Source organism: Halosimplex rarum, assembly GCF_047715405.1.
Taxonomy (GTDB): domain Archaea; phylum Halobacteriota; class Halobacteria; order Halobacteriales; family Haloarculaceae; genus Halosimplex; species Halosimplex rarum.
In genome coordinates this window covers 3260024-3284558 of sequence record NZ_CP180412.1, presented here as the reverse complement: position 1 = coordinate 3284558, position 24535 = coordinate 3260024, and the positions used below count along the sequence as shown (strand labels likewise).

Genomic DNA, 24535 nt, shown 5'->3' with positions numbered 1-24535 from the left:
GTCGCGCTACGCGCGCCTCGCCCGTTCAGTCCACTACCAGCGCAAACGCTCCTGCGACCCGATTCGCTCGTCAGGACGTCAGGGACAGCAAATCCGCGACGGCAACCGTACCGCGCCACGGGGGCTGACCGCGAGATCACCCGTTCCCCTCAGAGGTAGCCCAGTTCCGCGAGCCGGTCACGGGTGTCGTCGTCGACGGTCGATTCGAGGCCGTCGTCGCCGTCGCCCCGTGCCGCGGCTTTGGCCTCGCTCGCCGTCCCGTCGAATCGGCGGGTCGCCCAGCCGGGGACGGCGGCGTCGTCGCTCCGGAGCGTCTGCGAGCAGGGGCCGCCGTCGAGGGCGTACCGCTCGCTCGCGTCCCGCGAGTCCCAGACGTACTTCTCGCCGTCGTCGTACGCACACCGGATGAGTCGGTCCCAGTGCTCGTACTCGTCCTCGCGGCCGGGCTCGTCGAGCGGCCCGACGGTCGTCCCGACGCCGACCACCTCGGCGACCGCGCGGTCGGTGAACGGCGAGGGCACCTCGTCGCGGGCGAACGCCGCGAGCACGTCGCCCAGCGCGAGGTGCGAGAGGTACCCGTCGGCGTCGCGCGCGACTCGCTCGAAGCCGTCTGGCGGGTTCACGACGCACAGCGGGACGTGCAGCAGTCCCTCGCTAACCGAGGACTTGTGGTCGACGAGCCCGTCTTCGTCCGGGTAGCCCAGGTTCTCGCCATGGTCGGCGGTGATCACGACCGTTGTCTCGCGGTCGGTCCGCGCGCGCAGGTCCGTCACGAGGTCGGCCACGCGGCGATCGAGATAGTCCACGGCGGCCCCGTAGAGGTCGCGGTAGTGGTACAGGTCGCGCTCGTGCTCGGGTTCGAGCCCGTCCAGGTTTATCTCCCACTTGGCCAGCTCCGCCGAGTGCCACCGGGGCGGGGCGTCGTGGAGGTCGCCGTCGAACCCGTAGGTCGGGCGGAGCGGCACGTGCGCGTCCATGAAGTTAGCGAAGAGGACGAACGGCTCCTCGGTGCGGTCGACGGTCCGTCCGGCGTCCCGCGCGACGACGCGGGCGCCGTTGTCGAACAGCGCCGGCGTCGGGCCCCGCTTGGTCAGGCTATCGAGCTGGGCGAGGGCGCCGTTCGCGAGGCTCGCCAGCGGGCGCTCGTGCGACAGCGCCGCCTGCAGGAAGCCCGCGTAGAGCGCGGCACCGGTGCGGTCGTCCGACCGGTAGAACGCCGCGGGATCGAGCCCCTCGCTGAATCGCGCGTCGGGGTTCACGTCGGTGAACTCGTCGAAGCAGTCCGCGAAGCCGAACGCCGAACTCGCCTGGACGTTCGCACTGACGCCGAGCGCGGCGTGGTCCGGCAGGTCGGCGAGGAACGTGTCCGCCCGGTCGATGCCGGAGAAGTCGACGTTGTGCGTGTGGGCGCCGTGGCGGTGGGGCAACTCGCCGGTGAGCATGCTGGCGTGGCTCGGCGTGCTCCAGACGCTGGCCGCGCGGCACTCGGCCACGTCGACGTCGGCGAGTGCCTGCAGGCGGGTGGCGTGACGGTCGAAGACGTCCTTGCGGACGGTGTCGAGGACGACCAGCGCGACGTTGCGCCGCCCCATCACAGCACCCCCTCGGCCTCCAGGACGCGGTGTTTCTCCGCGCAGTACTCCGTCCAGGTGGGGACCACGGACACGTCGTCAGCCCCCGGCGTTTCGTCGGCATCGAGCAGTTCGTCGAGACAGTCGACCCACGCCTCGGTCCGGGGCTCCGCCACGGCGACGCCGCGCTGGTCGCCCAGCAGCTCCTTCACGAACGTGTCCGCCGAGAGCGCGAGCTTCGTCCGCATGCCGTAGGCCTCCAGCGGCGCGAGGCCGTAGGACATCCACGCCGGGCAGGCGAAGGCGTCGGCCGACTTGTAGTGGGCCGGTAGCTCGTCGTCCGGGATGTAGCCGGCGAACCTGACGTCGTCCTCGATGCCCTCGTCGCGAACGATCTCCCGCAGCGTCTCCTCGTGGGAGCCGGTGCCGCCGATCACGAGGCCGACGTCGTCGCGTCGCTCGCGGAGCCGAGCGAACGCGCGCAGGAGGAGGTCGAGGCGCTTGCGCGGGTCGAGGCGACTCAGCGCCAGCACGACGTGTTCGCGGTCCATCAGCTCGACGCGCGGCGTCTCGTCGTGGTCGGCCAGCCACTCGTCGGCGACGCCGGGGTGGACGACGACCGGGTCGACGTCGTAGAGCACTTCGAGCTCTGCCGCGACCCGGTTCGACCCGGTGAAGACGACGTCGCAGGCGGCCATCGCCCGGTTCTGGAGCCACTCCTCGATCTCGGCTTTCCCCCGCGGGACGAGCGCGTCGTCGATGTCCGACTGGAACTCCGAGTGGCCGGGCACGGCGTCGACCAGGTCGTCGAAACCGTCGTCGCGGCGGTGGGGGAGCAGGCGCGGATTGTCGCGAAACCAGAGGATAGACCCGTGGACGTGGGTCGTGAAGGGCACGTCGAGGTCCGAGAACGCTTCGACGAGGTAGATCTGGATGTTGCGGTAGTGCGTGAAGAGGACGTCGGGGTCGACGTCGGGGACCGTCGCGAGGAGGCCGCCGGTCTCGGTGACGAAGTCGGCGATCCCAGAGGCGGTGTCCGGCGCGCTGTAGGTGCGGACGGAGACGTTCGCGGGGAGGTCGAACTCGTCGAGGAACGAGTCGGAGTAGTCGGCGGTGATGAGCGTGACCTCGTGTCCGACCTCGGCGAAGTATTTCGCTTCTTCGATGACGAGCCGTTCCGCCCCTCCGGACTGGAGGGGTATCGAAACCATCCCGATATGCATCGACGCCGACTACCCGCCCACCGCACTTTCTTATCGGTCCGATAAGGGCGCGTTCCACCGGGTTAGGCGGTGCGAACCGGCGGGGTCAGCGTCACACTTCGAACCGGCGGGGTCCGCGTCACACTGCGAACCGGCCGTGGTCGCGTCACACGTACCCCAGGTCGCGGAGGCGCTTCTCGACGTCGACGTCTCCCTCGTCGTCGACCGGCGCCCCCGCCGTCTCGGGCTCGTACGTGCCTTCGTCGGTCGCCCTCGTCTCGATCCACGGGACCGTCTTCACGACCGGGTGGAGGAACGCCTCGCGGTGGTCGACGTCTCCCCACTCGCCGATGGCCTCCCCGTGGTCGGCCGTGATCGCGACGGTCTCCGCGTCGAGGTTCTCCAGCGCCAGGGCGACCTCGTCGAGGACGAGCCGCAGGTTGTCGAGGTACAGCTCCCACACCGTCTCGCGGTCGGCGTCGCCGCGCGCGAAAGCGTCCAGGGGCGACCGTTCGAGGGGCGTGGGATCGCGGTCCTCGGCGATCGCGCCGGCGAGGTAGGGCGCGTGGGGCTGCATGAAGTGGGCGATGACCCGCCCGTGGTCCTCCGAGCGCGCCACGTCGACGAGTCGGTCGGTGACCCGCCTCGGCGGGACGTTGCCGAGGTCGTCGTCGTGGCCGTCCCGCCAGACCATGTCGAGCCGGCCGAAGTCCGCGGCGTCCACCGGGTCCCAGGCCGGTCGGCCCGGGATCTCCCGCTCGTACGGCGGCGTGTCGCCGTCGACGAACAGCATCTGCGCGTGCGTGTTCGCGGTGAGGTACGCGGTGTCGGCCACCTCGCGGCGTCGGTCGCCGGTGAAGGTCTTGGCCAGCCACTCGAAGGAGTGGCTCCCGACCGAGACCGTCCGTTCGATCCGGTCGGCGTCGAGGAAGTCGTACTCCGGGGCGACCGCGCGGAGCGCGTCGACGCGGCAGGCGTCGAGGACAAGCAGCGCGTCCCACTCGCGGTCGTAGACGTTCGTCCCGAGGGGGTATCGCGACGTGATCGTGTACCAGGTCCCGAGGTACGCGTCGTAGGCGCGGCGCGCGGCGGCGTAGGACAGGCCCGAGCCGCTCCGGGCGAGTTGGGCGATGTTCACGGGTACCGGCCCGTACCGGCGGGCGGCCCTTCCTTATGCACGCGGTAAGTCCCCCCGGAACCCCGCGTTTCGCGGCCGGTAATCAGTCCTCGCGGCAGTCGTGGGCGGCCGCCTGCGTGAGCGCGTCGTGCAGGCGGAGCGCGTGCCGGACCGACAGGTCCTCCGGCACCGGGGCCGACAGGCGGGCGGCCACGTCGTGGCGCTCGTAGACCGCCTCGCGGTCCGGCCACGCCGACTCGAACGGCGAGAGGAACGGGAGCAGCCTTCGGAGGAACGACTCGGCGTAGTTGAACAGCGGCACGTCGTGGGGGCGGTCCGGCGGGTTGTGGCGGTCGATCGCGGGGTCGAGTCGCTCCATCGCCGCCCGGAACGTGTCCGGCGAGCGGTGCTCCGGTGGGGTGCGGAGGTGCCAGTCGAGGAGGGCGCTGTCGACGGCGACGAACGATTCGAGGAAGTTGTCCGCCAGGTGCGCCCGGAAGGGCAACACCGGCTGGTTGCGGATGGCGAGCAGATCCGTGGCGTTGTGGGCGCTCGTCGCGCGGTCCCGGCAGGCGTCGAGTTCGCTCTCCAGCGACGACCGGAGGAACGCGGCGGGGTCGTCGACCTCGACGTCCTCGAAGACGCGCGTCGCCGTCCGCGTGAGGTCTCGGCTGTCCGGGGCCGAGAAGCCGAGCGTGTCGAGGAGCGAGTCGAACGGGTCCGGGTCGGCCGCCAGCCGCCGCCACGGGAGGCGCTTGCCGGCGATCTCGACGGCGTCGCGTTCGAGGAAGAAGCCCTTGAAGAGGGTGTCGTACAGCAGGCCGTGGTACACCGAGTCGACCTCGATGTCGTCGGTGTAGCCGGCGTGGTGGACGTGCAGGGACTCCTTGATCGACTGGCTGTAGCGGCTCTTGGACGGGTCGAGCGACAGGTAGCGGTCGTCGGTCTCGAGGACGCGGTGGGCGGCGCCGTACTGCTCCGCCACGCGCTGGGCAGCGGCTACCTCCTGGTCGTCCGGAGAGCCGACGGTGTAACACCGGCTGACGGCGGGGAGCTCGGAGAGGAGAATCCGTGAGTCGTAGCCGGCCGAGAGGAGGAGGCCGGTCTCGCCGGGATAGTCGCTGCGGCGGTCGATGGCGGTGCGCAGCCGGCGAGCGAGTTCGGCCGCGTAATCGAACTCTCCCGGCTCGTAGACGAACCGGCGAAACTCCCCGTGGCCGTCGCGGGTGACGTACCCGTCGAAGGGCGCTCGATGGGTCCGCTCGAACAGGGTCTTCTCCCCGAGCACGGTCCCGAGGTGGAGGAACTCGAGCAGAGAGGTGCGGCGCACCTCCGGGTCCGGAACGGTCCCCTGGACCGCCGTCGGGTCAGAACCGAAGGCCCGGGTACCTGGGGCGTCGGTGTAGAAACACTCCCACGAACGGATGGGATCGGTGGCGACGAGGGCCTCGTCGCCGTGTTCGAGCGCGACGAGATACGACCCGTTCAGATCGGCGAACGCCGCAGCGCCGCGTTCGGCGTAGGCGTCGGCGAGCCAGGCGGCGACGTCGTCGCCGCCGGTGGGGCAGAACGCTTCGCCCCACACGACGCAGTGGCCGGTCTCGTGTTCGGAGACGTCGCTGCGGCCGGAGACGCCGAGCGCGGGGTCTCTGAGACCGACGGTCAGGTGCTCACCCGCGACGACGGTGTCGAACGCGTCCGTCTCATGGTGGCGTTCGAAGGCCGTTCGGCCGCCGAAGACGCCGAACACCTCCTTGCGCATCCGCATTCGGTTCCGGTCGGTGCTGGCCCGGGCGATCCAGTCGTCTTCGTCGGTCAACAGTCCCATCGAACCCCTCGTGGTGTCGCGGAGAGAGTCACTCACGTTGCCCGTCAATGCTGTCCCTGCGACGCGAGTACGTCCGAACACGTCACGACGTCCACGTCCGCGCCGTCGACGTACTCGAGCAGCGCCGCGAAGTCGCTCTCGGAGATCTCTCCCGCCCCCGTCCCGACCGCGTGGTGAGTGAGAACGAGGTGCTGGCCGAACTCGGCCGCGTAGTCGACGTACTGCTCGACCCGGTCGGTGTTCGCGGCCGCGATCCGGCTGTTGTAGTAGTTCGCCGTAGCGGGCCGCCCGTTGGGCATGCCCCCGAAGGTGTACAGCGAGTCGTGGACGTCCCGGACGATGCGCATCGTCGCCGGCCCGACCATGTTCTTCGGCGTCAGAAAGTGCCGTGCGCCCTCCTCGAACCCTTTGTCCACGAGGAACTGCCTGTTCTCCTCGATGAGGCTTCGCTGTTTCGCCGCGGAGTACTCCGTGAGCAGCCTGTCCCCGACGTACGGGTGTGAGGCCATGTCCCAGCCGGCGTCCGACATCTCGGTCATCATCCCGACGTCGAGGCGGTCGCCCCGGTAGACGGCGTCCGAGATGACGCCCTCGACGCCGCGGAAGCCGTACTCCTCCATCATCGGGAACGCCGTCTCGTAGTGACTCTCGTGGGTGTCGTCGAACGTGAGCGTCACGGAGCCCGTCTCGGGGGCGTCCGCGAGCCGCACGTCGTCGACCGAAACGTCGATGGCGGCCCCGTCCTGGTCGCGTCGCCGGGCGACGAGTCGGACTTCCTGGACGGCGGAGAGATCAGGATCGCCGCGGACCGCCGTGACCCCCATGTCCGAGCGGACCCACGCCCCGACGGGCCCCGGGAACGTCCGCGTCATCCTGACCATGTTCGACTCGTCCGGGGCCAGCAGCGCGACCGAGAGCTTCGCGATCGCCGGTTCTCGCACCTTGACGGCCAGGGAGACGTTCTTGCCGGCGAGGTCCCGCGGCTCGCCGAACGACGTGAACGCGCCCGCGAACGCGTCGTCGCCCGACGCCCGGAGCCGCAGGGACTGCGAGCCGGCGTAGACGCCCTCGCTCTCCGGCTCGATCGCCCCCTGGTCCGAGAGCGCGTACCAGTACTCGAGGTCCTCGAAGCCTTCGAGCAGCGCTCCTATGTCCGTCCTGGGGGCCGACGCGGTTCCCGTCCGGCTGGCGGACGTCGGCGTACTCGTTCCCGCGTCGGTCGCGCCGGCAGTGGTGGTGCCCGTCTCGCCGCTGGTCGCGGCGTCCGTTTCGGTCCCGGTCGTGACGTCGATGGCCGGGTCGGTTCCGTCTGCGGGCGCGGCGACACCCGGGTCGTTCCGGCCTCCGACGTCGCTACACCCGGCGAGGCCGACCGCTCCGACGGTCGCGAGGAAGGCTCGTCTGGACTGTCTCATCTGGGTCGTCCCCACGCCGCCGATCCACTTACTTATCGGTCGCGTAGGCGGCCAGTGAGCCGCCCCCGCCGTCCCCGATTCGTTCTCACTCGCGCGTGGACGCGACGTCCGCGCCCGTCGCTCGATCGCCCGGTTTCACCGCCGACGACGGGTCTGGCGGGGACTATCGGGGGCCTAAACGCCGGGAACTGACCGCTCGGATCGGTCGCCGCTCGCGTCGATCCCGCGGGATAGTGATCGCGCCATTGACCGTTTCGCCGGCAAAATCGGCCGAAACAGTCCGAAACGGTCGAGACTATCGGACTCCTTCATCACCCCCTGCCACGGCCCATCTCCCGTGACATCGGAACTGTCTTCGACGCGGCTCAACCGGCGATCGTTTCTGAAATCGGGGAGTGCGGGACTCGCGGGAGTGAGTGTATTTTCGGGGGACGCGTCGGCGTACCACGAACTCGACGACGAGTACGGCACGTCGCTCTACGTGACCGACTACGGCGCGGACCGCACCGGGGAGGAGTCGGTCGTGGACGTGATCGAGGACCTCGCGGACGACGACACGCTCCTGAAGTTCCCGTCGGGGCGGTACTACGTGGACCGGAAGGTCCGGTTCACCGACTTCGACCACTTCGCGATGGCGGGGCTGGACGCGACGCTCGTCCCGGCGGACTTTCACTCCTTCGCGGACGATTCGAACAAACTGTTCCGGCTCGGGACCCCCGAGGTGCCGGGGAACGACCTCCACATCCAGAACTTCACGGTCGACTTCACGGCGGCCGACACGGGGGTCCGGGTGTTCGACGTCGCCGTCGACGACGGCCTCACGGTGAAAGACATCGACGTCCAGGGCCGCCACGACAGCGGCACGTGGGGTCCGGCCCTGTTCCGCATCACCGACAGTGGCGGCGAGGGGCTCGTCCATGGCTTTCGAGCTCCGGACGGCGCGGCGGCGACGTGGCAGACTCCGGGCGACCACCTCTGGCGCGGGCCGACCGGCATCCTCTGCTCGTGGGCTCACGAGGGGACGATCACGTTTCGCGACTGCGACCTCGGCGGCTTTCCCGACAACGGGCTCTACGCCTCGGGCGGCAGCGGCAGGGTGAACGTCGAGGGCGGTCGCTACGCCAACAGCGGCACCGCGTCGCTCCGGCTCGGCGGCCGACGGGTCTCCGTCACCGGCGCGACCGTGGTGGTGGACGACCAGCCCTGGGGCATCCCGCAGGAGGGGATCCGCCTCGACCACGGCGAGTGGATCACCGTCGACGGCACGACCGTCTCGATGCCCAACCCCACCGGCGAGGGGATCAACGTCGGCAGCGAGGTGGACGGAGCGTTCGTCAAGCACTCGGACGTCACCGTCGGCGAAGACGCGTCCATCGGGGTCCACGTGAACCCGGGCTGTGGACCGACGTACCTCAAGGACGTGGGCATCGAGATGCGGGACAGCAACAACGCGGTCCAGATCGAGGCGGGCGGCGGCGGCGAGGTGGGCCTCTCGAACGTCCGGATCACCGGCGACGCCGGCGGCGAGACGATGCGCCACGCTATCCGCTGTCTGCGGAACGGCTGTGCGTTCCGGAACGTCACTATCGACCAGACCGGCGGGAACAAGCGCCGCGGCATCCTCCTCGCCGGGCGAGACGCCTACGTCGACGACTGCGACATCTCCGTCGCCGAGCGCGGCCTCTCCGTGGCGGACGAAGGCGCCTGGATCGAAGACACTCGTAGCGTCTCCTACGACGAGGACCGCGCCTCGATCAAGATCTTCGACGACGTCGCGGACTACCGACTCAAGAACAACGAGTTCCCCAACGGGATCGACGACTGAGCCCGACCGGTCCTCGTTCGATCGATCTCTGTTCGATCGATCTCCGATACCCGTCGCGGCGAACGCCGGGCGCGTGCCCGGCGCTTACGGACGAGATAATAATGCCGTGGTGCCGCGACGTGACGAGCAATGCCGACAGTGAGCGTCGTCATCCCGACGTACGACCGCGCGGACGTCCTGCCGCGCGCGATGGACAGCGCCCTCGGACAGACGTTCGCCGACCTCGAACTCGTCGTGGTCGACGACGGCTCGACCGACGAGACCGAGTCCGTCGTGGCCGACTACGACGACGACCGGGTCCGGTACGTCGCCCACGAGACGAACCGCGGCGGGAACGTCGCCCGCAACACCGGGATCGAGGCCGCCGACGGGGAGTACGTCGCCTTCCTCGACTCCGACGACGAGTGGAAGCCGACGAAGCTCGAACGCCAGCTCGACCGCCTCGAAGCGGACGACGCGGACTGGGTGGCGGCCTACTGCGACTTCGAGACGCAACGCGAGGGACCGGCGGCGCGGCTGGAGTCGCTGGCCGCCGGGCTGCTCGCGCGAGCCGACGGCGACCACCCGACCGAGGGCGGTGAAGAGCTCGTCGGCGAGATCCTGGCCGACCGGCTGCACCCGGGCGCCGGGTCCACGCTCGTGGCGCGCACGGACGTCGCGCGCTCGGTGGGCGGCTTCGACGAGGAACTCGACCGGTTCCAGGACCCCGAGTTCGTGCTCCGGCTCCTCGACGAGGGGCCGCTCGCCCACGTCGACGCGCCGCTGGTCGTCCGCCACGACACCGGCACGCCCGCCGCGGAGACGGTGGCGGCCGCCGACCGCGAGTACCTCGAGAAGTATGCCGACGCCGTCGACCGCGCCGAGGAGCGCGGGTTCGACGTCAGGGGACGCCACGACCTCATCCTCGCCAAGCGATTCCTGGCCGAGGGAGCGTTCCTCACCGGGATCCGACACCTCACAGGGGCGACGGTGCCGGGCCGGCACGTGCCCGGCCTCGCGTGGGCCACTGCGGGGGGCTTCCGACGCCGAACCGACCGGCGAACCGCGCTGACGAGCGCGCTCGCCGTCGCGGTCCTCGTCGTCGCCGCGCGGCGTCGGTGATCGGTCCCGCGCGGCTGAGAAGTTTAGCGCTCGAATAAGCGGCCGAGAACGCCAATTACCCGCAGGATAGTAATACCGCGACGGGTCCCAGGCCGTCCCGTCGCGCGACGACGCGGACGACGTCGCGAGGTGCACGACCGTGTACAAGGAACTGTTCGGTGTATTCGACGACGCGGACGCGTTCCGACGCTTCAGGACCGGCGACGAGTACGACGCCGTCGTCGCCGGCGAGCACCTGACCGTCGGACTCCGAGATCCGGCCCTGGGTGTGACGGGCCGTAGCGACGTCTACGAACACGAGACCGGTCACTGCGTCGTCTGGGGCGAGGCGTTCTGTCCCACCGGCGGCGAAGACGTCGCCGCCTGGCTCGCCGACGCCTACGCCGAACGCGGTACCGACGCCCTCGCGGCCCTCAACGGCTCGTATCTCGTCGCGCTCGAACACGGCGACGAGGGCCTCGTCGCCACCGATCCCATCCGTTCGTGGGAGTGTTTCTACACCGACGCCCCGGGCACTCGCGTCTTCGGCTCGGACGCGGCCTCCGTCGGACGGACCGTCGACGCGCCGCGCGTCTCCCGGCGAGCGCTCCGGGAGTTCCTCCACCTGAGCGTCGTCTTCGGCCGGCGGACGCTCCTCGAATCGGTGAGCCGGGTGCCGTTCGACGCGACCCTCGAGCCCGACGGCGTGACGCCGCTCGACCGATTCGTCTACGATCCCGCCGAATTCGACTACGCGGCCGAACTCGCCCGCCGCCTGCGCACCGCTATCGAGCGTCGCAGCGATTACCCGGGCGAAACCGGCCTCCTCCTCTCGGCCGGCTACGACTCGCGCGTCCTCCTCGCCGAACTCCCGCACGTCAGTCGATGTTACACGGTGGGCGACAGCGACGGCGAGGAAGTCACCCGCGCGGCCGAGCTGGCCGCGCAGTACGGCGTCTCCCACACCGCGCTCGACTCCACGGACGATTACCTGCTCGTCGACGCGAACAAGTCCCGGTACGGGCAGGGGATCAAGGAGTCCCTGCACGTCCACCACGCCGACCAGACCGACGCCATCGGCGTCGATTCGGTGTATCACGGCCTGCTGTGGGACACGCTCTTCCGCGGCCACTTCCTCGAACCGTCGACCCTCAGCGTCGGCGGCATCGAGGTGCCGCTGGGCGGGCTCGACCCCGATGCGGACCCGGTTGACGCCCTCCTGGGTCGCATCGGCTACACGGAGACGGGGAGCCACCGCCTGCGCGATTTCAGCGGCGTCGGGCCGGACGACCACGAGGCCTTCGCCCGCCGCGCCGTCGCCGAGGCCGTCGACGACGTCCGCGAACGCACCGTCGACGACGACCGCGCCGTCGACGTCCAGAACGTCATCGACGCCTGCGGCATCGTCAACCAGCCGACCCTCCCCTTCCGGACGCACCTGGCGGACAACTTCCTCGAATCGTTCGTCGCCGTCGACAGCGCCCTCCTCGACTGGCACCTCCGCACCCCGCCGGAACACCGGTCGACGGAGACGTTCCTGGCCGCGGCCAGACGGCTCGACAGCGACATCCTGCGTCACCGGCCGCCCAATCGCCCGTACGACTCGGCCCTGCTCAACGGCGCGGTCGACCGCTGTCGGCGGACGCTGCCGTTCGTCGACCACGACAGCGCCTCCTGGCCGAGCCGAACGGAGAACTTCGAGCGCCACCGGCTCGACCAGCGGCTGTTCCCCGAGCGCGGCTACCTCCACGAGCTCCGGCCGCGACACAAGCTCCGCGTCGCCGACGTCGAGCGGTGGATCGGCGACTGCCTCGACGCGGACGTGGACCGCGACCCGCTGGCCGGGCTCGACGCCGGATTACGCTCCCGATAAGTAAGGAACCGCTGCGCCTACCGGCGATCGGATGAACCAACGCGGACACTGGTCCCTCGACCTGGTGGCTGTGGGGGCGGCGACAGCCGCCTGCGTCGCCGGCGTCGCCGCCGGCGTCGACGGCATCGCGCGGATACTGATCGCCGCCCCGCTGATCCTCTTCCTGCCCGGTTACGCGCTCGTCGCCGCGCTGTTCCCGGAGCGCGCGGCGAGCGGCCACTCGCTCATGCCCTTCGACGAGTTCGAGGCGGCGTCGCTCGGCCCCAGCGAGTACCTCCGAGACGGCGCGGGGCTCGGCGCCGAGGGCCGATTCGCCCTCTCGGTCTGCTGTAGCATCGCGGTCGTCCCGCTGGTCGCGCTCGGCGTCGACCTCGCCGGCTTCAGCATTCGGCTTCGGCCCCTGCTCGCCGGCGTCGCCTGGACGACCGCGATCGCGCTCATCGCCGCCGCAGTCACTCGGTTGCGGGTCGACCCCGAGGACCGATTTGCCGTCGCGTTCACGCTCCCGAGGGTGTGGTATACGCCAGGCCGAAATCGTATACGCGAGGCTACGATCCCCAACGTGCTGCTCGTCGTCGGGCTCGTCGTCCTGTCGACGAGCGTCGGCTACGCGGCGGTCGCGCCCTCCCAGTCCGAGGGGTTCACCGAGTTCTACGTCGAGACGGACGACATGACCATCGACAGCCAGGCTAACTACCCCGACACGTTCTCCCGCGGCCAGGAGTCGACGCTCGACGTGTTCGTCGGGAACCGGGAGGGGTCGCGCACGGAGTACACGGTCGTCGCGGAGCTCCAGCGGATCGACAGGGGAGCGGACGGCAACGGGACCGTCACGGTCACCGACCGTCAGCGCCTCGCGACGCGCGACGTGAGCGTTCCGGCGAACCAGACGGAACGCGTTCCGCTCGCGATCACCCCGGACCTGTCCGGCGAGGACCACCGGATCGTCCTCCACCTCTACCGCGGCGACCCCCCCGAGGACCCGTCGCCTGCTTCGGCGTACCGGTCGCTCCGGCTCGACGTCACGCTCTCCTGACTCCTCACAGTCGCGATCGCCAGATCTATCGAGCCATCGGCTGGTTCGCCACGAGTGAGACTCGGAGCTGCTGTTTGAGCATCGCACACCACCCCGAAATCTGGAATTAACTGCGTTCGAGCCGCCGGACCTTACTTTTCAGCTTAGATCTCGATATTGCTCCTGCGTCTGCTTTTCGGTGATGGTTGGGACAGAGAACGATTAAGTTCGACCGTTCGTTTGGCCCTCCTTCGCTTCGCGGGATTATGTGGTGAACCTCCGGTTGGTCTACGTGTTCTCCGCACCATTCACACTCCTGGTCAGCCCGTTCGAAGTAGAGATCGTTTTTCAGTTTCTTCGGTGTTGGTGGCGTCTTCTCTGTCCCGTCATCTGAACCGTCTTTCTCGACTGTTGCCCCATCAACCGTACCGAGCATCTCGATCGCCTCACCGATAGTCTCGGTCGAGATGAGTGCCCAGCCGAGGATCGAGACCCCGAGAACGAAAAACAGGCTTCCGGAGAGAAACACGATAGAACTGGTCTGAAAACCGCTCGTCCAAGTTGCAATAATTCCTGTTAGGATCGCAACGAGCGCAACACCACCTGGAGGAAGGTCTCCGTCCTCACCCGCAGGAAGCGCAAGATCGATGGTTTCGTCGCCACCACTGTTCCGGGCAACGCTTGAACCTTCGTTGGGAGATCCGCCACTAAGCGACAGTTGTTCAGCACTTGGCCCGAATCTGGCCGCTTGTCCTCCATTCGCCCGTTCCTCAAACAGGCCCTCGGCCTCGGCGTAGGACTCGACCTCGTGGACGGGGATCATCCCAACTCCGTGGCTGTCCATCATCCCTGGCGTGTATTCCGGCGTTAGGATCTTTTCCCGGGGTTCCTTCTCGTAGGTGATCTCGTAGACGCCCTCGTCCCGTTTTTCGAGTCGCCAGTTGCCCTCACGCCGAACCACGCCCATACCGCGAGATCCTCATACTGATTGATAAAACGATAGGGTGACTAGAGGTTCCGGTCCCAACAAACGATATAGCGTTTTCAGGCCCTCAGGAAGGCGCGGTACAGAGCGCCACGTCACCGTTGGCGTAGAGGACGTTCTGATTCGGTCGGCACACCCGCTCGCGGGGCACGTTGAGCGCGTGTCCGTTCCCGCCGACGAGGAAGTAGGTGGCTTCCGTGGACTGGGCGCGGCGGTAGACGGTGAGGTCGTGTTCGGAGCGCTGGCTCTCGTTGAGGACGGCCACGTCCGTCGGGTGCGAATCGATCCGGTCGATGACGGTCTGGTAGGGGTGGTCCGTGAAGATCACCTGGTCGGGGCGTATCTCCTGCCCCCGGGGCCTGCCGGTCATGTCGCCGATCGTGTGCGCGGCGGTGATCTCCGACTCCGTGTAGGCGAGCTCCTCCCGGTCGTCCTCGAAGACCGGATTGTCGACGGTGGCCTCGCCCGAGAGTAGCATCGCGCCGGGGTAGACCGCGACGAAGAGGAGGAGGACGGCGGCCAGGAGCGGTTTCGCGAGGTCCCGCGAGAGGTGGCGGAAGCCGACGGCGGCGAGGACGGCCATCGGGGCGTAGAGGAACGCGAACCACCGCGTCGGGATGAAGTTGCGGATGCCGAACATCGGCAGCAGCATCACGAACACGAGCATGACGGCCGCCGACACCAGGAGCGTGAGCACCGACTGGCGGGCGTGGTCTCTGGAGACCACGTAGAGACAGCCGACGAACGTCGCGAACAGCAGGAACAGGAACCCGAGCGTGTCGACGTAGAGCGCGACCTGCTCGATCAGCGTCGTCTCCGGCCCGGCGGCCGACCCGGACGACGACCCGCTCGCGAGGTTGAGAAAGCCCGCGCTCGTCCGGACCGTCTCCTCGAGGTAGCTGAAGACGGTCTCGAGGAACGAGTCGCCGTTGTACGGCGTCAGCGACCACATGAACGTGACGAACCCGGCGTCGAAGACGAACAGGCCGACCACGTTGACCGTCTCGCGCCGCGTGAACCGCACCGGTCGGGTCGGGTCGAAGACGCCGAGCGACCCCAGCACCTGCGCGACGATGGCGGTCAGCAGCGTCACCAGCATGATGAACGACGACACCTGGTGGGTCAGGATGACGACGACCGTGAGGAAGACGAGCAACAGGAAATCGCGGCTGCCGTACTCGGTGCGCATCACCCGGACGAGCGCGTAGAGGACGGCGAGGTAGAACGCGAGCCCCATGCTCGTCGGGATGAGGTGCATCCCCCACTGGATGGTGTAGTCGCCGATGGCGTACAGCGACGCGGCCAGCACCGCCCACCGCTGGCGGACGAGCAGCCCGGTCGTCAGGTAGACGAACACCGCGGAGATGGGCATCGCGACGCCGAGCGACAGGTACAGCGCCGCCCGGAGCGGGACGTCGTAGAGGAAGGAGGCGGCCGCGACGAGCAGGTGGTACAGCGGCGACGCGTAGTACTTGTCGCCGGCCATCGCCGAGAGCGAGTGCTGGGTCGCGACCCTGTCGGCCAGGATCGGGACGTGCGACCAGATGTCGATGCCGATGAATCCGGGCGTGGTGGCCAGCGCGGTGAAACGGAGGACGGCCGCGAACAGGACGATCTGGACGAGCGTCAGCCGCGGCCGGAAGTCCTCGTCGCTGGCGGCCAGCGGCTGGACCGTCAGCGCGGAGGCGACGACGGCCGCGACGAGGTAGAACGGCAGGGCCCGCCCGCCTTCGACGGTCGCGACGACGACGAGCAGCCCCATGGTCGCGAACGACAGCCCGGGCAGCGAGCGCGCGACGACCGTCGGCAACAGCGGCGGCGCCGTCGCCTCCCGCGGCCGGTACACGGCGATCAGGTAGAGCGCGCAGGCCAGTCCGAGGACGAGGGGGATCGTCAGGATGTAGATCTGCGAGGCCAGAAACCGAAGCGGGAAGAGCGCGAGCGCCACCAGGAGCCCCCCGAACGCCGCGAGCACGTCGAGGCGGACGCCGCTCGACCGGTCCGCGCCGAAGCTAGACATCGGCGACCGCCTCCCCGCGGCCGACGCGGCGGTACACCTCGGCGAGGCGCTCGCCCATCCGGTCGATCCCGAGGCCGTCGACGGTCGCTCGCCCGTCCGAGCGCCGCTCGCCGTCGAGGACGGCTTCGATCCCGTCGACGAGCGCCGCTTCGTCGTCGCAGACGCGGCAGTTCGAGACGCCCGAGAGCGTCTCGCGGACGAAGCCGACGTCCGTCGACACGACGGGCACGTTGCACGCGGCGGCCTCCTTGACGACCATCGGCCCGGCCTCCCGGGTCGACGTGACGAGGACGGCGTCGCTGGCGTTCAGGTACAGCGGGACCTCCTCGTGGGGAACGCCGGTGAGGATCCGGAGGTCGGCGTCGACGGCGGCAGCCTCTACCACTCTGCGGGCGCGCTGGTAGTCTTTCTCCGGGCGGGCGGGGTCGTACGGGAACAAGACGACCCGCTCGTCGGGGTCCCAGCCGACGCGGTCGCGCGCCTCCGCTCGCGGAACGGGACAAAAGCGGTCGAGGTCGATGCCGAAGGGGACGACCGGGTGGTCGCCGGGGACCGCGGACGCGCAGGCGCGACTCGGCAGGACCACCGCGTCGGCGGCCCGGGCGGAGAGGCGGCTGAGACCGGTGAGCCACCTGCGCTCGCCGAACAGGTCGGTCCCCCAGGGCGTGAACACCACCGGGCGGGTGGGTTGGGCGAGCGCGAACGGCGCCGTCAGACCGTAGTTCGCGTGGACCAGGTCGTACCCGTCCAGGCTGTGGTCGAGGACGCGCGGCAGGTAGCGGGCGTAGTCGGCCGCCGTCCGCGGGGAGTCGGGCTCGTACTCCCCCGGCACGCCCACCGCGGTGCAGTCGATCCCGCGCGCCTCGAGCGCGGCCAGTTGCTCCTCGAAGAACGATCGCGTCGACGTGTAGAGGTGGAGGGCGCGCATCCGTCACGCTCCCGTCCGGCGCGCCCGCTCGGCGACTGTCTCGCGGCGCCCGGTCTCCCCACCGAGACCGGCTCTCGACGCGTGGCTTCCCGTGTCGTCGTGTTGTGGTGTCGTCATTCGTTCGATGTCCCGGGACGCCGCTGTCGCGCGGCGTTCCGTCGCTGGTTCGGGCGTCGCTCGCGGCGTGGTTTATTATAGAGGCGGTAAGCGAGACGCGCCGGCAGCCCCCCGCCACCGCACCCCCGGTCGCGCCGGTTACCATCTCGCTAAAGTCAGTCACCGGATCTGCCCGGCCGGCTCTCCCGGTCCGTCCAGACCCCCTCGACGGGAACGGACGCTCCCGGTCAGACGTCTTCGACGAGTTCGCCGACCCGATCGAGGGGGAGCGCTTCCATGGTCTTCGTGTCGAGACCGTGGCGCTCGATGACCTGCGTTACCTGGAACGCCGTCTCGCTGCTCTCGACGGTGAACCGGACGTGGAAGTCGTAGTCACCCAGGATGGCGTATGTCTCCTCGACGTCGCCCCCGAGTTCCTGGATGTCCTCCCGGATCGCCCCCCAGATCGAGACGAACTCCTGGGGGTTCTGGAACTGGCCCTCGTTCACGTCGACCTGGGTGATGTATGTTGGCATAGGGCGCACTTCGTCAGTGGAGCGGCGCCCCAATGAGGATTTCGACGTTCCAGCTATCCGGAACGTTCCGCGTCGTCCCGTTCGCGTCGCGGTCTACCGGTTTGACGGCCCCCGTTCGGGCCCGGAGCGGGCCGCGTCAGCGGCGGTCGAGGAGTCGCCAGGCGGCCAGCGGGCCGGGCGCACCGTCGGCCAGCCAGAGGAGGCCTACGGCGGTGACGAGCCCGATCTGCACGACGAGCAGCGGACTCGGTTCGAGCGAGAGGATCTGGGCGAGATATCGGAGGAAGTACAGGAGCGCCCGCTCGGCCAGCCCGCGGTCGGTCACCGGGCCCGGAAACGAGGCGACCGGCCAGAGGACCCGACCCACGGGGACGGGGTCGCCTCGCAGGACGGGGTAGACGAGGTCACCGGCGAGGTGCGAGAGCCAGCCGATCCCGATCGCGGCGACGGCCCGCTCGCCGCGCCGCTTGCGGACCGCGGCCACGGCGGCGACGCAGAGCGCCGGACCGGCGACGAGCACCGAGTGAGCGGGCCCGTAGCCGACGGCGACCACGTCCAGCGACCAGGCGAGCGGTTTGTCGACGAGGTCGGGCGCCTGGGTCGCGAGGGCGAGCAGCAGGACGCACCGCCCGTGGGGGGCGTGTCCGTCGACGGCGTGAACGGCGACCGAGTAGCACAGGTAGCCGACGGCCAGGTGCTCCCAGGGCCACATCAGCGGGTCACCCGTTCGACACCCGTTCGAGGTCGCTGGTCGGCGTGCGCCAGCCGGTGTCGGTAGCGGTCGTCTCGACCCACGGTACGCGCTTCACCTGTGGGATCGCCAGCCCGTCGAGATGGCCGTAGGCTCCCCACTCGCCGAAGGTCTCGCCGTGGTCCGCGGTAATCGCGACGGTCCGCGCGTCGAGGTTCTCGAGGAGGACCGTCACCTCGTCGAGGACGTACCGCAGGTCGTCGAGGTAGCGCTCCCAGAGGAGGTCGCGGCTCACGTCGCCGTCACGGAGTGCCGACCAGGCGTCGGTCTCGTCCGTCGGGTCGTCTCCATCGTCCGTCCGTCCCAGGGCGGGCGTGCCGGGCTGGGCGTACTGGGCGACGAGCCGGCCGGCGTCCGTCGCACGGCCCGCGACGATGGCGCGTTCGGTCACGGCGCCCGGCGGCACGGCCCCGATACGCTCGTCGCGCGCGTGGGGCCAGACGCGGACGAGGTCCGCGAAGTCGTCGTCGCCCAGGACGTTCCGGCGCGGCCACCCGAACGGGACCGTGAGGTTCGGCCCGTACACGCCCTCCTCGAAGACCGGTTCGGCGAAGGGGCTCGCCGTCACGTAAGCGGTGTCTGCCACGGCTTCCCGGTGGTCCTCCGTGAACGTCTTGACCAACCACTCGGGGGAGCCACACGCGACCGAGCGGACGCTCTCGATGTCCCCCCGGTCGAGGAACGGGTACTCCGGCGCGACGGCGCGGAGCGCGTCGACGCGGCAGGCGTCGAGCACGAGCAGCGCGTCCCAGTCGCGCTCGTAGACGTTTCGACCGGGCTCGACGCGCGAGGTGACGGTGTACCAGAGACCGAGATACGTGGAGTAGGCGCCCCGGAGGACCGCCCGCCTGGGGTCCTCCGTGAGCCCCTCGCGGAGCGCCGACACCCAGCCGCTGAAACTGACCGGCATGCCCTCCCCTTCCCCAGCGGTCGGTTTCACTATGCGTTTGGTAACGACGAAATCGCCGTTTAGCGGAGTCGTAAGCCGACGCTGGCGGCCGGTGAACACGCCGCCACTCTGTGAGTCCGGCGTCGGAACGCGTCGCCGCGTCCCCGTCGAGTTCGGCAGGCGGGGTCACGGCGAGGTGTGCGGCGCTACGGTCCCGATAAGAAAGACGGGTCGCCTCGTCGAGACGAGCGCATGAGTCGACAGACCAGACGAGCGTTCATCGGCACCGTCGGGGCGCTGTCCGTCACCGGATGCCTCTCGTCGTTCCGCTCCGGCGACACGGATTCACCGGACCGCGACGGCGTATCGACGGACGACCCGCTCACCAACGGCACCGGCACCGCCACCGCCTCGCCGACCGCCGACGAGACGGCGACCCCACCGAACGGCACGGACGCGCCGACCGCGACCGCCACGCCGACGAGTCCGCTCGACCTCTCGGGCGAACAGCTCGAGAACTTCGAGCGCTTCGACCGCTGGTTCGTCCTGAGCGACCAGGGGGAGCTCTCGGCGGAGACGAGCGACCCCTACCACGGGAGCCAGTCCGCGCGCGTCGAGTCACAGAGCGGCGACGCCTTCGGCGGCATCTACACGGCGTTCGACGAACCGCAGGACTTCTCGGACCGGAACCTCTCACTGGCGGTCAAGGTCTCGAAGCCCGATATCGCGAAGATATCCGTGGCCCTGCTCGCGCCCGACCGCGGGAACATGGTCCGGATGATGCGCACGATGCCCGGCCCGACCGATCGCTGGGTCCGCGTCGACTTCGGGACGACCACAGTCGAGCGCGAGCCCGACCTCTCGAAGGTCCAGGAGATCCGCATCGTCTGCCGCCGGCGCGGCGGCGTCGACGAACCGGTCGAGTTCGCTGTCGACGACCTGCGCGCGGTGGACCGGCCGAAGAAAGGCCGGGTGATGCTGACCTTCGACGACGCCCACGAGAGCCACTACGAGCGCGCGTTCCCCGCGATGCAGGAGTACGGGATGGCGGGCGTCGAGGGCGTCATCGCGGCGGCGGTCGACAACAAGGACCGCCTCGACGTCGGCATGATGCGTCGGATGCGCGACGACGGCTGGGACATGGCCTCGCACCCGGTCACCCGCGGGCGACTCCTCACGGAGTTCTCGGAGGCGAAGCAAAAGCAGCGCATCGAGGACAACAAGCGGTTCCTCGACCGGAACGGGTTCCGCGAGGGCGCGCGCCACTTCCTCACCCCCCAGAACATGGTCGGGCCGAACACCTACGACATCGTTCGCGAGCACCACGAGTCGCTGTTCACCTTCGGCGGCATGCCCAACGGCCTCTCCCCGACGACGACGTACAACTTCGGCCGCATCAACGGCACCGACCCGAGCACAGTCCAGCAGTACGTCGACTACGCCGAGCAGTACGGCCAGCTCGTCGTCCTGAACCACCACGCGATCGGTCCGGAGGGGATCTCCGAGTCGGACTTCCGCGCCACCCTGGAGTACGTCGATCAGGCGGACGTCGAGGTGGTCACTGCGTCGGACCTCCTGGACGGCGACCTCGGGCCGTGAGTTTCGTCCCGGACGATTTCAGTGCCGCCCTCGGCCCTCGCAATCCCCAGGTGCGCCGTCGCGAAGGGCGGTCCGATCGCGAGCCGGCGGTTCCTGTCCCGCCGGCCGCGAACCGGACCGCGCTACCGCCGCGCGCCCGCCCGACCGCGACCGCCGGCGCGAGTCGAGCGGATTCCCCGGTCGCCATCTCCGGTGATTGCGGCCCGACGTTCCCTTATCAGACGCATAAGAAAGGCGACTCCGCCGCCACGTTTCCGTATCCGTGAACGTCGCCAGCCGCGGCAGGACCCCGACCGCTCGCGCGCCCTCCGGTCTCCGCGTCGCGACCGGTCCGGTCGCTCCCGTCGAGACTGGCCGCTCCGACCCGGCCGAAACCGACCGGCGCGACTCCGCCGAGACTGACCGCTCCGACCTGAGTCCGGGGTGGTCGTAGCGTGGACCGGAGCATCCTCAGCGGGTTCCTGTCGATCGCGAGCGCGAAAGCGATCTCGCTCGTGATGGGCATCCTCACGACGCCCGTCCTCTATCAGCTGCTGGGTCCTCGTCGGGTCGGCATCTTCGGCACCGTCGTCTCGGTGCAGGCCCTGTTCATGATCTTCGTGAGCGCCGGCGTCACCGACGGCGTCCGCAAGTACGTGGCCGAGGACCGCGACCGCGACCGCTGGGAGGGAGCGGTCGTCGGCTTCTACTTCCGGCTGGCGCTCCTCCTCGCGGCGGCCGGCGCCCTCCTCATGTTCTCGGCGACGCACTTCGGGCTCGTCGCGACGGTGTTCGGCCCGGCATACGAGCCGCTGTTCTACCTGCTGGTCGTCGGCGTCTTCGCCGCGCAGTTCTGGGGCTACGCCCGCCGGACGCTCATGGGGTTCGGCCTCGAACGCTACTCGGAGCCGCTGAAGGTCTTCAACCACGGCCTCTTCGTGGGCCTCGCGCTCCCGCTGGTCGCGCTGGGGTTCGGCGCGGCGGGCGCGCTCGCGGGGCGCGTCTTCTCGGGCCTCGTCGCCGCCGTCGTCGGGCTCGCCATCATCGCGCGGAAGGTCTCGCTCCGCGGCGCGACGGCGTCGCCCGACTGGCTCCCCCGCCGGGAGATGCTGACGTTCAACTCGCTGACCGTCCTCCTCATGTTCCTGATGATGTCGCTGTACCACGTCGACGTCGTCATGCTGCAGGTCCTCGTCGGCGGGGCCACCGTCGGCTACTACAAGGGCGCGCTCACCCTCGCGGAGTTCCTCTGGATGGTGCCGCTGATGATCCAGTCCGTGTTCGTCCACTCGATGTCGGAGCTGTGGTCGAACGACCGCGTCGACCGGATCAACGAGATCGCGGCCCGAACCACCCGCTACACGCTCCTGCTGACGGCGCTGATGGGCCTCGGACTCGTCGCGCTCGCCGACGTGGCGGTCCCGACGTACCTCGGGAGCGAGTACTCACCGGCGGTGACGCCGCTCGTCCTGCTGATCCCCGGCGCCGTCGGCTTCGCGCTCGCGCGCCCGTTGCTCGCCATCGAGCAGGGGAAAGGCGACCTGCGCTACCCCATCGCCGCGACCGGCGCGAGCGCGGTCGTCAACGCCCTGCTCAACTTGGCGCTCATCCCGCGCTTCGGGATGCGCGGCGCGGCGGTCGCCACCAGCGTCGGCTACGCCTCGATGTTCGTCTTCCACCTCTGGAGCGCCCACCGGATCGGCTTCCAGCCGCTGGCTGACCTCCGGGTCGGTCGCGTCGTCGCCACCGTCGCGCTCGCGGCCGGTCCGATCCTCGCCCTCCCGCGGTTCGTCACCGCCCACCTGGTCGTTCCGGTCGTCGGCGTCTCGCTCCCCCTCTCGCTGTTCGTCGTGCCGCCCGCGGGCCTGGTCGTCTTCCTGACGACCGCGTACCTCACCGGCGCGGTCGGCGTCGGCGAGACGGTCGACATCCTCACGTCCTGTCCGGACCCGCTCGGTACCGTCGGACGCCGCCTCCGCCGGCGGTTCCCCGAGCGCACCGCGAGCTAGCCGTCCGGCGGTCGGCCCCGCTCGAAGTCCGCCCGGCAGGCGCGACAGTTGCGCGGTGCTTACCCGAGACATAATAATGGCGCCACGGGGCCGGTGTTCGGTCATGACGCCGACCGAACGGGCGCAGTCGCGGCGGCCCCGCTCGCCAGCGGCGGGTCGGACGCCCGCCGCGCGACCGACGGACCGGACTGCCCCCGCCCGACAGACAGCGGCCGGTCGCGCCGCGCGGAGGCGGTGACCGTGGGGACGCTCGTGCTCTCGCTCGACGCCGAGCTCGCCTGGGGCTTTCACGACGTCGACCCGCCCGCCGAGCGGATCGCGGACGCGCGCCGCGGCTGGCGGCGGCTGGTCGCGCTGTTCGACCGCTACGAGGCGCCCGCCACCTGGGCGGTCGTCGGACACCTCCTGCTCGACGACTGTGAGGAACCGCACCGAGACCACCCGGCCGGGGCCCGACCTTGCGACGCAGCGCCCGGGAGCGACAGCGACCGGTCGCTCTCGTCGGACCGCGCGTGGTACGGCCGCGACCTCGTCGAGGCGGTCCGCGAGGCCGACCCGGACCACGAGATCGCCGGCCACGGGTTCACGCACGTCCACTTCGACCACGAGCGGATGACGCGGCCGTTCGCCCGCCGAGAGGTCGAGCGCACGCGCGACGCCGCCGCGGCCGTCGGCTGCGACCTCGATTCGTTCGTCTTCCCCGTCAACGAGGTGGGCTATCGCGACCTGCTGGCCGATGCCGACTTCGGCTGTTACCGCGGCCTCGCGCCGACCGCCGACCGGACGGCCGCGGACCGCCGCGTCCGGAAGGCCGCCGGCGCGCTGCTCGACCGCGGCCACGCCCCGCTGGTCCGCCCGCGCGTCGACGAGTACGGGCTCGTGAACGTCCCCGCTTCGATGTACCTCTTCGACGGGCTCGGCCCCGTCACCGGGGCGGCCGCGGCGCTGCACGACGACCCCGTCGCGAAGCGGGCCGTGCGTGGCGTCGACGCCGCGGCCGAAGACGGTGGCGTCTGCCACCTGTGGTTCCACCCGCACAACCTGACCGAGCCCGCCGATTACGCCCGGATCCGCCGGGTCCTGGAGCGCGCGACGGACCACCGCGACGCGGGCGATCTGGAGATCGCGACGATGGGCACTGTCGCCGACCGGGCGCGGAGGGCGGAGTCGTGACGAGCGAACTCCGGGCCGTCGCCGGCGAGTACGTCCGCCAGGGGATCGACCGCGCGGCGCGGACTGTCGAACGGACGCGGTTGCGCGTCGCTCCGTCACCCCGAGCGCTCGACGCCGACTCGGCGCTCGCAGACCTCCCCGAGACGCCGCGGGTCCTCTTTCTCTGTCACGGGAACATCTGCCGGAGCCCGATGGCCGAACGCTACGCGCGAAAGTGCGACGGGGGGAACGCCGCGCGGTTCGACTCCGCGGGATTCGTGGCCGAGGACGGCCGGACGAGCCCGACGCAGGCCGTCGACGTGGCCGCGCAGTACGGCGTCGACCTGACGACCCACCGATCGATCCGCGTCACCGGTGACCTGCTCGACGAGAGCGACCTAGTGGTCGTGATGGACGTCCGGAACCTGCGTCGCCTGCGGCGGGCCTTTCCCGAGCGCTCGGACGAGCCGTACTTCCTGCACGCGTTCACCGACGAGAGCGCGGTCGCGGTCCCCGACCCCCACGGCAAGGGATGGCGGGCGTTCGACGACGCCTACCGGTCGGTGACCGAGGCCACCGAGCGACTCGTCGCCGCGCTGGCCGAGCCGGAACGCGTCTCCCCGCCCGCTTAGGACGGCGATAAGAAAGGCGGTGGCCGCCCGAGG

Annotated in this window: 19 protein-coding genes; 8 read left to right on the top strand and 11 right to left on the bottom strand. The window is 70.0% G+C overall.

The features are described from left to right. Positions 1 to 149: 149 nt before the first annotated feature. From ACMGFH_RS15715 to ACMGFH_RS15695, 5 genes are all read right to left on the bottom strand, one after another. Positions 150 to 1592 carry a sulfatase-like hydrolase/transferase gene (locus ACMGFH_RS15715; protein WP_415379391.1) on the bottom strand — a complete coding sequence of 481 codons (1443 nt, stop codon included), beginning with the start codon at positions 1590 to 1592 and terminating at the stop codon, positions 150 to 152. Then, positions 1592 to 2782 carry a glycosyltransferase family 4 protein gene (locus ACMGFH_RS15710; protein WP_415379390.1) on the bottom strand — a complete coding sequence of 397 codons (1191 nt, stop codon included), beginning with the start codon at positions 2780 to 2782 and terminating at the stop codon, positions 1592 to 1594. The genes ACMGFH_RS15715 and ACMGFH_RS15710 overlap by 1 nt, the downstream gene beginning before the upstream one ends. Before the next feature lie 157 nt (positions 2783 to 2939). Beyond that, positions 2940 to 3911 (bottom strand): hypothetical protein, encoded by a 972-nt coding sequence (locus ACMGFH_RS15705; RefSeq protein ID WP_415379389.1) that lies wholly within the window; start codon positions 3909 to 3911, stop codon positions 2940 to 2942. Between the two features lie 82 nt (positions 3912 to 3993). Beyond that, on the bottom strand, positions 3994 to 5718 hold the full coding sequence (locus ACMGFH_RS15700) for an asparagine synthase-related protein (RefSeq protein WP_415379388.1): 1725 nt from the start codon (positions 5716 to 5718) through the stop codon (positions 3994 to 3996). 44 nt (positions 5719 to 5762) lie between these two features. After that, positions 5763 to 7133, bottom strand: a complete 1371-nt coding sequence (locus ACMGFH_RS15695; RefSeq protein ID WP_415379387.1) for a polysaccharide deacetylase family protein — start codon at positions 7131 to 7133, stop codon at positions 5763 to 5765. Between the two features lie 412 nt (positions 7134 to 7545). Here ACMGFH_RS15695 and ACMGFH_RS15690 point away from each other — a divergent pair, with 412 nt between their 5' ends. The 4 genes from ACMGFH_RS15690 (at position 7546) to ACMGFH_RS15675 (ending at position 12947) form a co-directional block, all read left to right on the top strand. After that, a complete protein-coding gene (locus ACMGFH_RS15690; RefSeq protein WP_415379386.1) occupies positions 7546 to 8958 on the top strand; it encodes a hypothetical protein in 1413 nt (470 codons plus the stop codon). A gap of 129 nt (positions 8959 to 9087) precedes the next feature. Beyond that, the gene (locus ACMGFH_RS15685) at positions 9088 to 10059 is read left to right on the top strand and encodes a glycosyltransferase family 2 protein (protein WP_415379385.1); all 972 of its coding nucleotides are present in this window, start codon (positions 9088 to 9090) and stop codon (positions 10057 to 10059) included. Between the two features lie 139 nt (positions 10060 to 10198). Beyond that, positions 10199 to 11911, top strand: coding sequence for a hypothetical protein (locus ACMGFH_RS15680; RefSeq protein WP_415379384.1), 1713 nt, complete (start codon positions 10199 to 10201; stop codon positions 11909 to 11911). 31 nt (positions 11912 to 11942) lie between these two features. Next, a complete protein-coding gene (locus ACMGFH_RS15675; protein WP_415379383.1) occupies positions 11943 to 12947 on the top strand; it encodes a DUF1616 domain-containing protein in 1005 nt (334 codons plus the stop codon). Between the two features lie 106 nt (positions 12948 to 13053). Here the strand turns inward: ACMGFH_RS15675 and ACMGFH_RS15670 are convergent, their stop codons facing one another. The 6 genes from ACMGFH_RS15670 to ACMGFH_RS15645 all read right to left on the bottom strand — a co-directional run bounded on the left by ACMGFH_RS15670 (position 13054) and on the right by ACMGFH_RS15645 (position 19152). Continuing rightward, a complete protein-coding gene (locus ACMGFH_RS15670; protein ID WP_415379382.1) occupies positions 13054 to 13893 on the bottom strand; it encodes an HNH endonuclease in 840 nt (279 codons plus the stop codon). A gap of 85 nt (positions 13894 to 13978) precedes the next feature. Further along, on the bottom strand, positions 13979 to 15931 hold the full coding sequence (locus ACMGFH_RS15665) for a hypothetical protein (protein WP_415379381.1): 1953 nt from the start codon (positions 15929 to 15931) through the stop codon (positions 13979 to 13981). Further along, positions 15924 to 16859, bottom strand: coding sequence for a glycosyltransferase family 4 protein (locus tag ACMGFH_RS15660; RefSeq protein ID WP_415379380.1), 936 nt, complete (start codon positions 16857 to 16859; stop codon positions 15924 to 15926). The genes ACMGFH_RS15665 and ACMGFH_RS15660 overlap by 8 nt, the downstream gene beginning before the upstream one ends. 344 nt (positions 16860 to 17203) lie before the next feature. Further along, complete coding sequence (locus ACMGFH_RS15655) at positions 17204 to 17491, bottom strand: GYD domain-containing protein (protein WP_415379379.1); 288 nt, start codon at positions 17489 to 17491, stop codon at positions 17204 to 17206. A gap of 136 nt (positions 17492 to 17627) precedes the next feature. Then, positions 17628 to 18203 (bottom strand): metal-dependent hydrolase, encoded by a 576-nt coding sequence (locus ACMGFH_RS15650; RefSeq protein ID WP_415379378.1) that lies wholly within the window; start codon positions 18201 to 18203, stop codon positions 17628 to 17630. A 7-nt stretch (positions 18204 to 18210) separates the two neighbouring features. Continuing rightward, positions 18211 to 19152 (bottom strand): hypothetical protein, encoded by a 942-nt coding sequence (locus ACMGFH_RS15645; RefSeq protein ID WP_415379377.1) that lies wholly within the window; start codon positions 19150 to 19152, stop codon positions 18211 to 18213. Positions 19153 to 19383: 231 nt separating this feature from the next. Between ACMGFH_RS15645 and ACMGFH_RS15640 the strand changes: the two genes are divergently transcribed. The 4 genes from ACMGFH_RS15640 (at position 19384) to ACMGFH_RS15625 (ending at position 24502) form a co-directional block, all read left to right on the top strand. After that, positions 19384 to 20730, top strand: coding sequence for a polysaccharide deacetylase family protein (locus ACMGFH_RS15640; RefSeq protein ID WP_415379376.1), 1347 nt, complete (start codon positions 19384 to 19386; stop codon positions 20728 to 20730). A gap of 434 nt (positions 20731 to 21164) precedes the next feature. After that, positions 21165 to 22718, top strand: coding sequence for a flippase (locus tag ACMGFH_RS15635; RefSeq protein ID WP_415379375.1), 1554 nt, complete (start codon positions 21165 to 21167; stop codon positions 22716 to 22718). A gap of 93 nt (positions 22719 to 22811) precedes the next feature. Further along, positions 22812 to 23891 (top strand): polysaccharide deacetylase family protein, encoded by a 1080-nt coding sequence (locus ACMGFH_RS15630; protein WP_415379374.1) that lies wholly within the window; start codon positions 22812 to 22814, stop codon positions 23889 to 23891. Further along, complete coding sequence (locus ACMGFH_RS15625; RefSeq protein WP_415379373.1) at positions 23888 to 24502, top strand: low molecular weight phosphotyrosine protein phosphatase; 615 nt, start codon at positions 23888 to 23890, stop codon at positions 24500 to 24502. Before ACMGFH_RS15630 ends, ACMGFH_RS15625 begins: the two co-directional genes overlap by 4 nt. Positions 24503 to 24535 lie beyond the last annotated feature (33 nt).

Bases quoted from the DNA above. Each gene is read 5' to 3' on its own strand.
- ACMGFH_RS15715 (WP_415379391.1), bottom strand. From the start codon at position 1,592: ATGGGGCGGCGCAACGTCGCGCTGGTCGTCCTCGACACCGTCCGCAAG.
- ACMGFH_RS15710 (WP_415379390.1), bottom strand. From the start codon at position 2,782: ATGGTTTCGATACCCCTCCAGTCCGGAGGGGCGGAACGGCTCGTCATC.
- ACMGFH_RS15700 (WP_415379388.1), bottom strand. From the start codon at position 5,718: ATGGGACTGTTGACCGACGAAGACGACTGGATCGCCCGGGCCAGCACC.
- ACMGFH_RS15695 (WP_415379387.1), bottom strand. From the start codon at position 7,133: ATGAGACAGTCCAGACGAGCCTTCCTCGCGACCGTCGGAGCGGTCGGC.
- ACMGFH_RS15685 (WP_415379385.1), top strand. From the start codon at position 9,088: ATGCCGACAGTGAGCGTCGTCATCCCGACGTACGACCGCGCGGACGTC.
- ACMGFH_RS15675 (WP_415379383.1), top strand. From the start codon at position 11,943: ATGAACCAACGCGGACACTGGTCCCTCGACCTGGTGGCTGTGGGGGCG.
- ACMGFH_RS15670 (WP_415379382.1), bottom strand. From the start codon at position 13,893: ATGGGCGTGGTTCGGCGTGAGGGCAACTGGCGACTCGAAAAACGGGAC.
- ACMGFH_RS15665 (WP_415379381.1), bottom strand. From the start codon at position 15,931: ATGTCTAGCTTCGGCGCGGACCGGTCGAGCGGCGTCCGCCTCGACGTG.
- ACMGFH_RS15660 (WP_415379380.1), bottom strand. From the start codon at position 16,859: ATGCGCGCCCTCCACCTCTACACGTCGACGCGATCGTTCTTCGAGGAG.
- ACMGFH_RS15655 (WP_415379379.1), bottom strand. From the start codon at position 17,491: ATGCCAACATACATCACCCAGGTCGACGTGAACGAGGGCCAGTTCCAG.
- ACMGFH_RS15650 (WP_415379378.1), bottom strand. From the start codon at position 18,203: ATGTGGCCCTGGGAGCACCTGGCCGTCGGCTACCTGTGCTACTCGGTC.
- ACMGFH_RS15645 (WP_415379377.1), bottom strand. From the start codon at position 19,152: ATGCCGGTCAGTTTCAGCGGCTGGGTGTCGGCGCTCCGCGAGGGGCTC.
- ACMGFH_RS15640 (WP_415379376.1), top strand. From the start codon at position 19,384: ATGAGTCGACAGACCAGACGAGCGTTCATCGGCACCGTCGGGGCGCTG.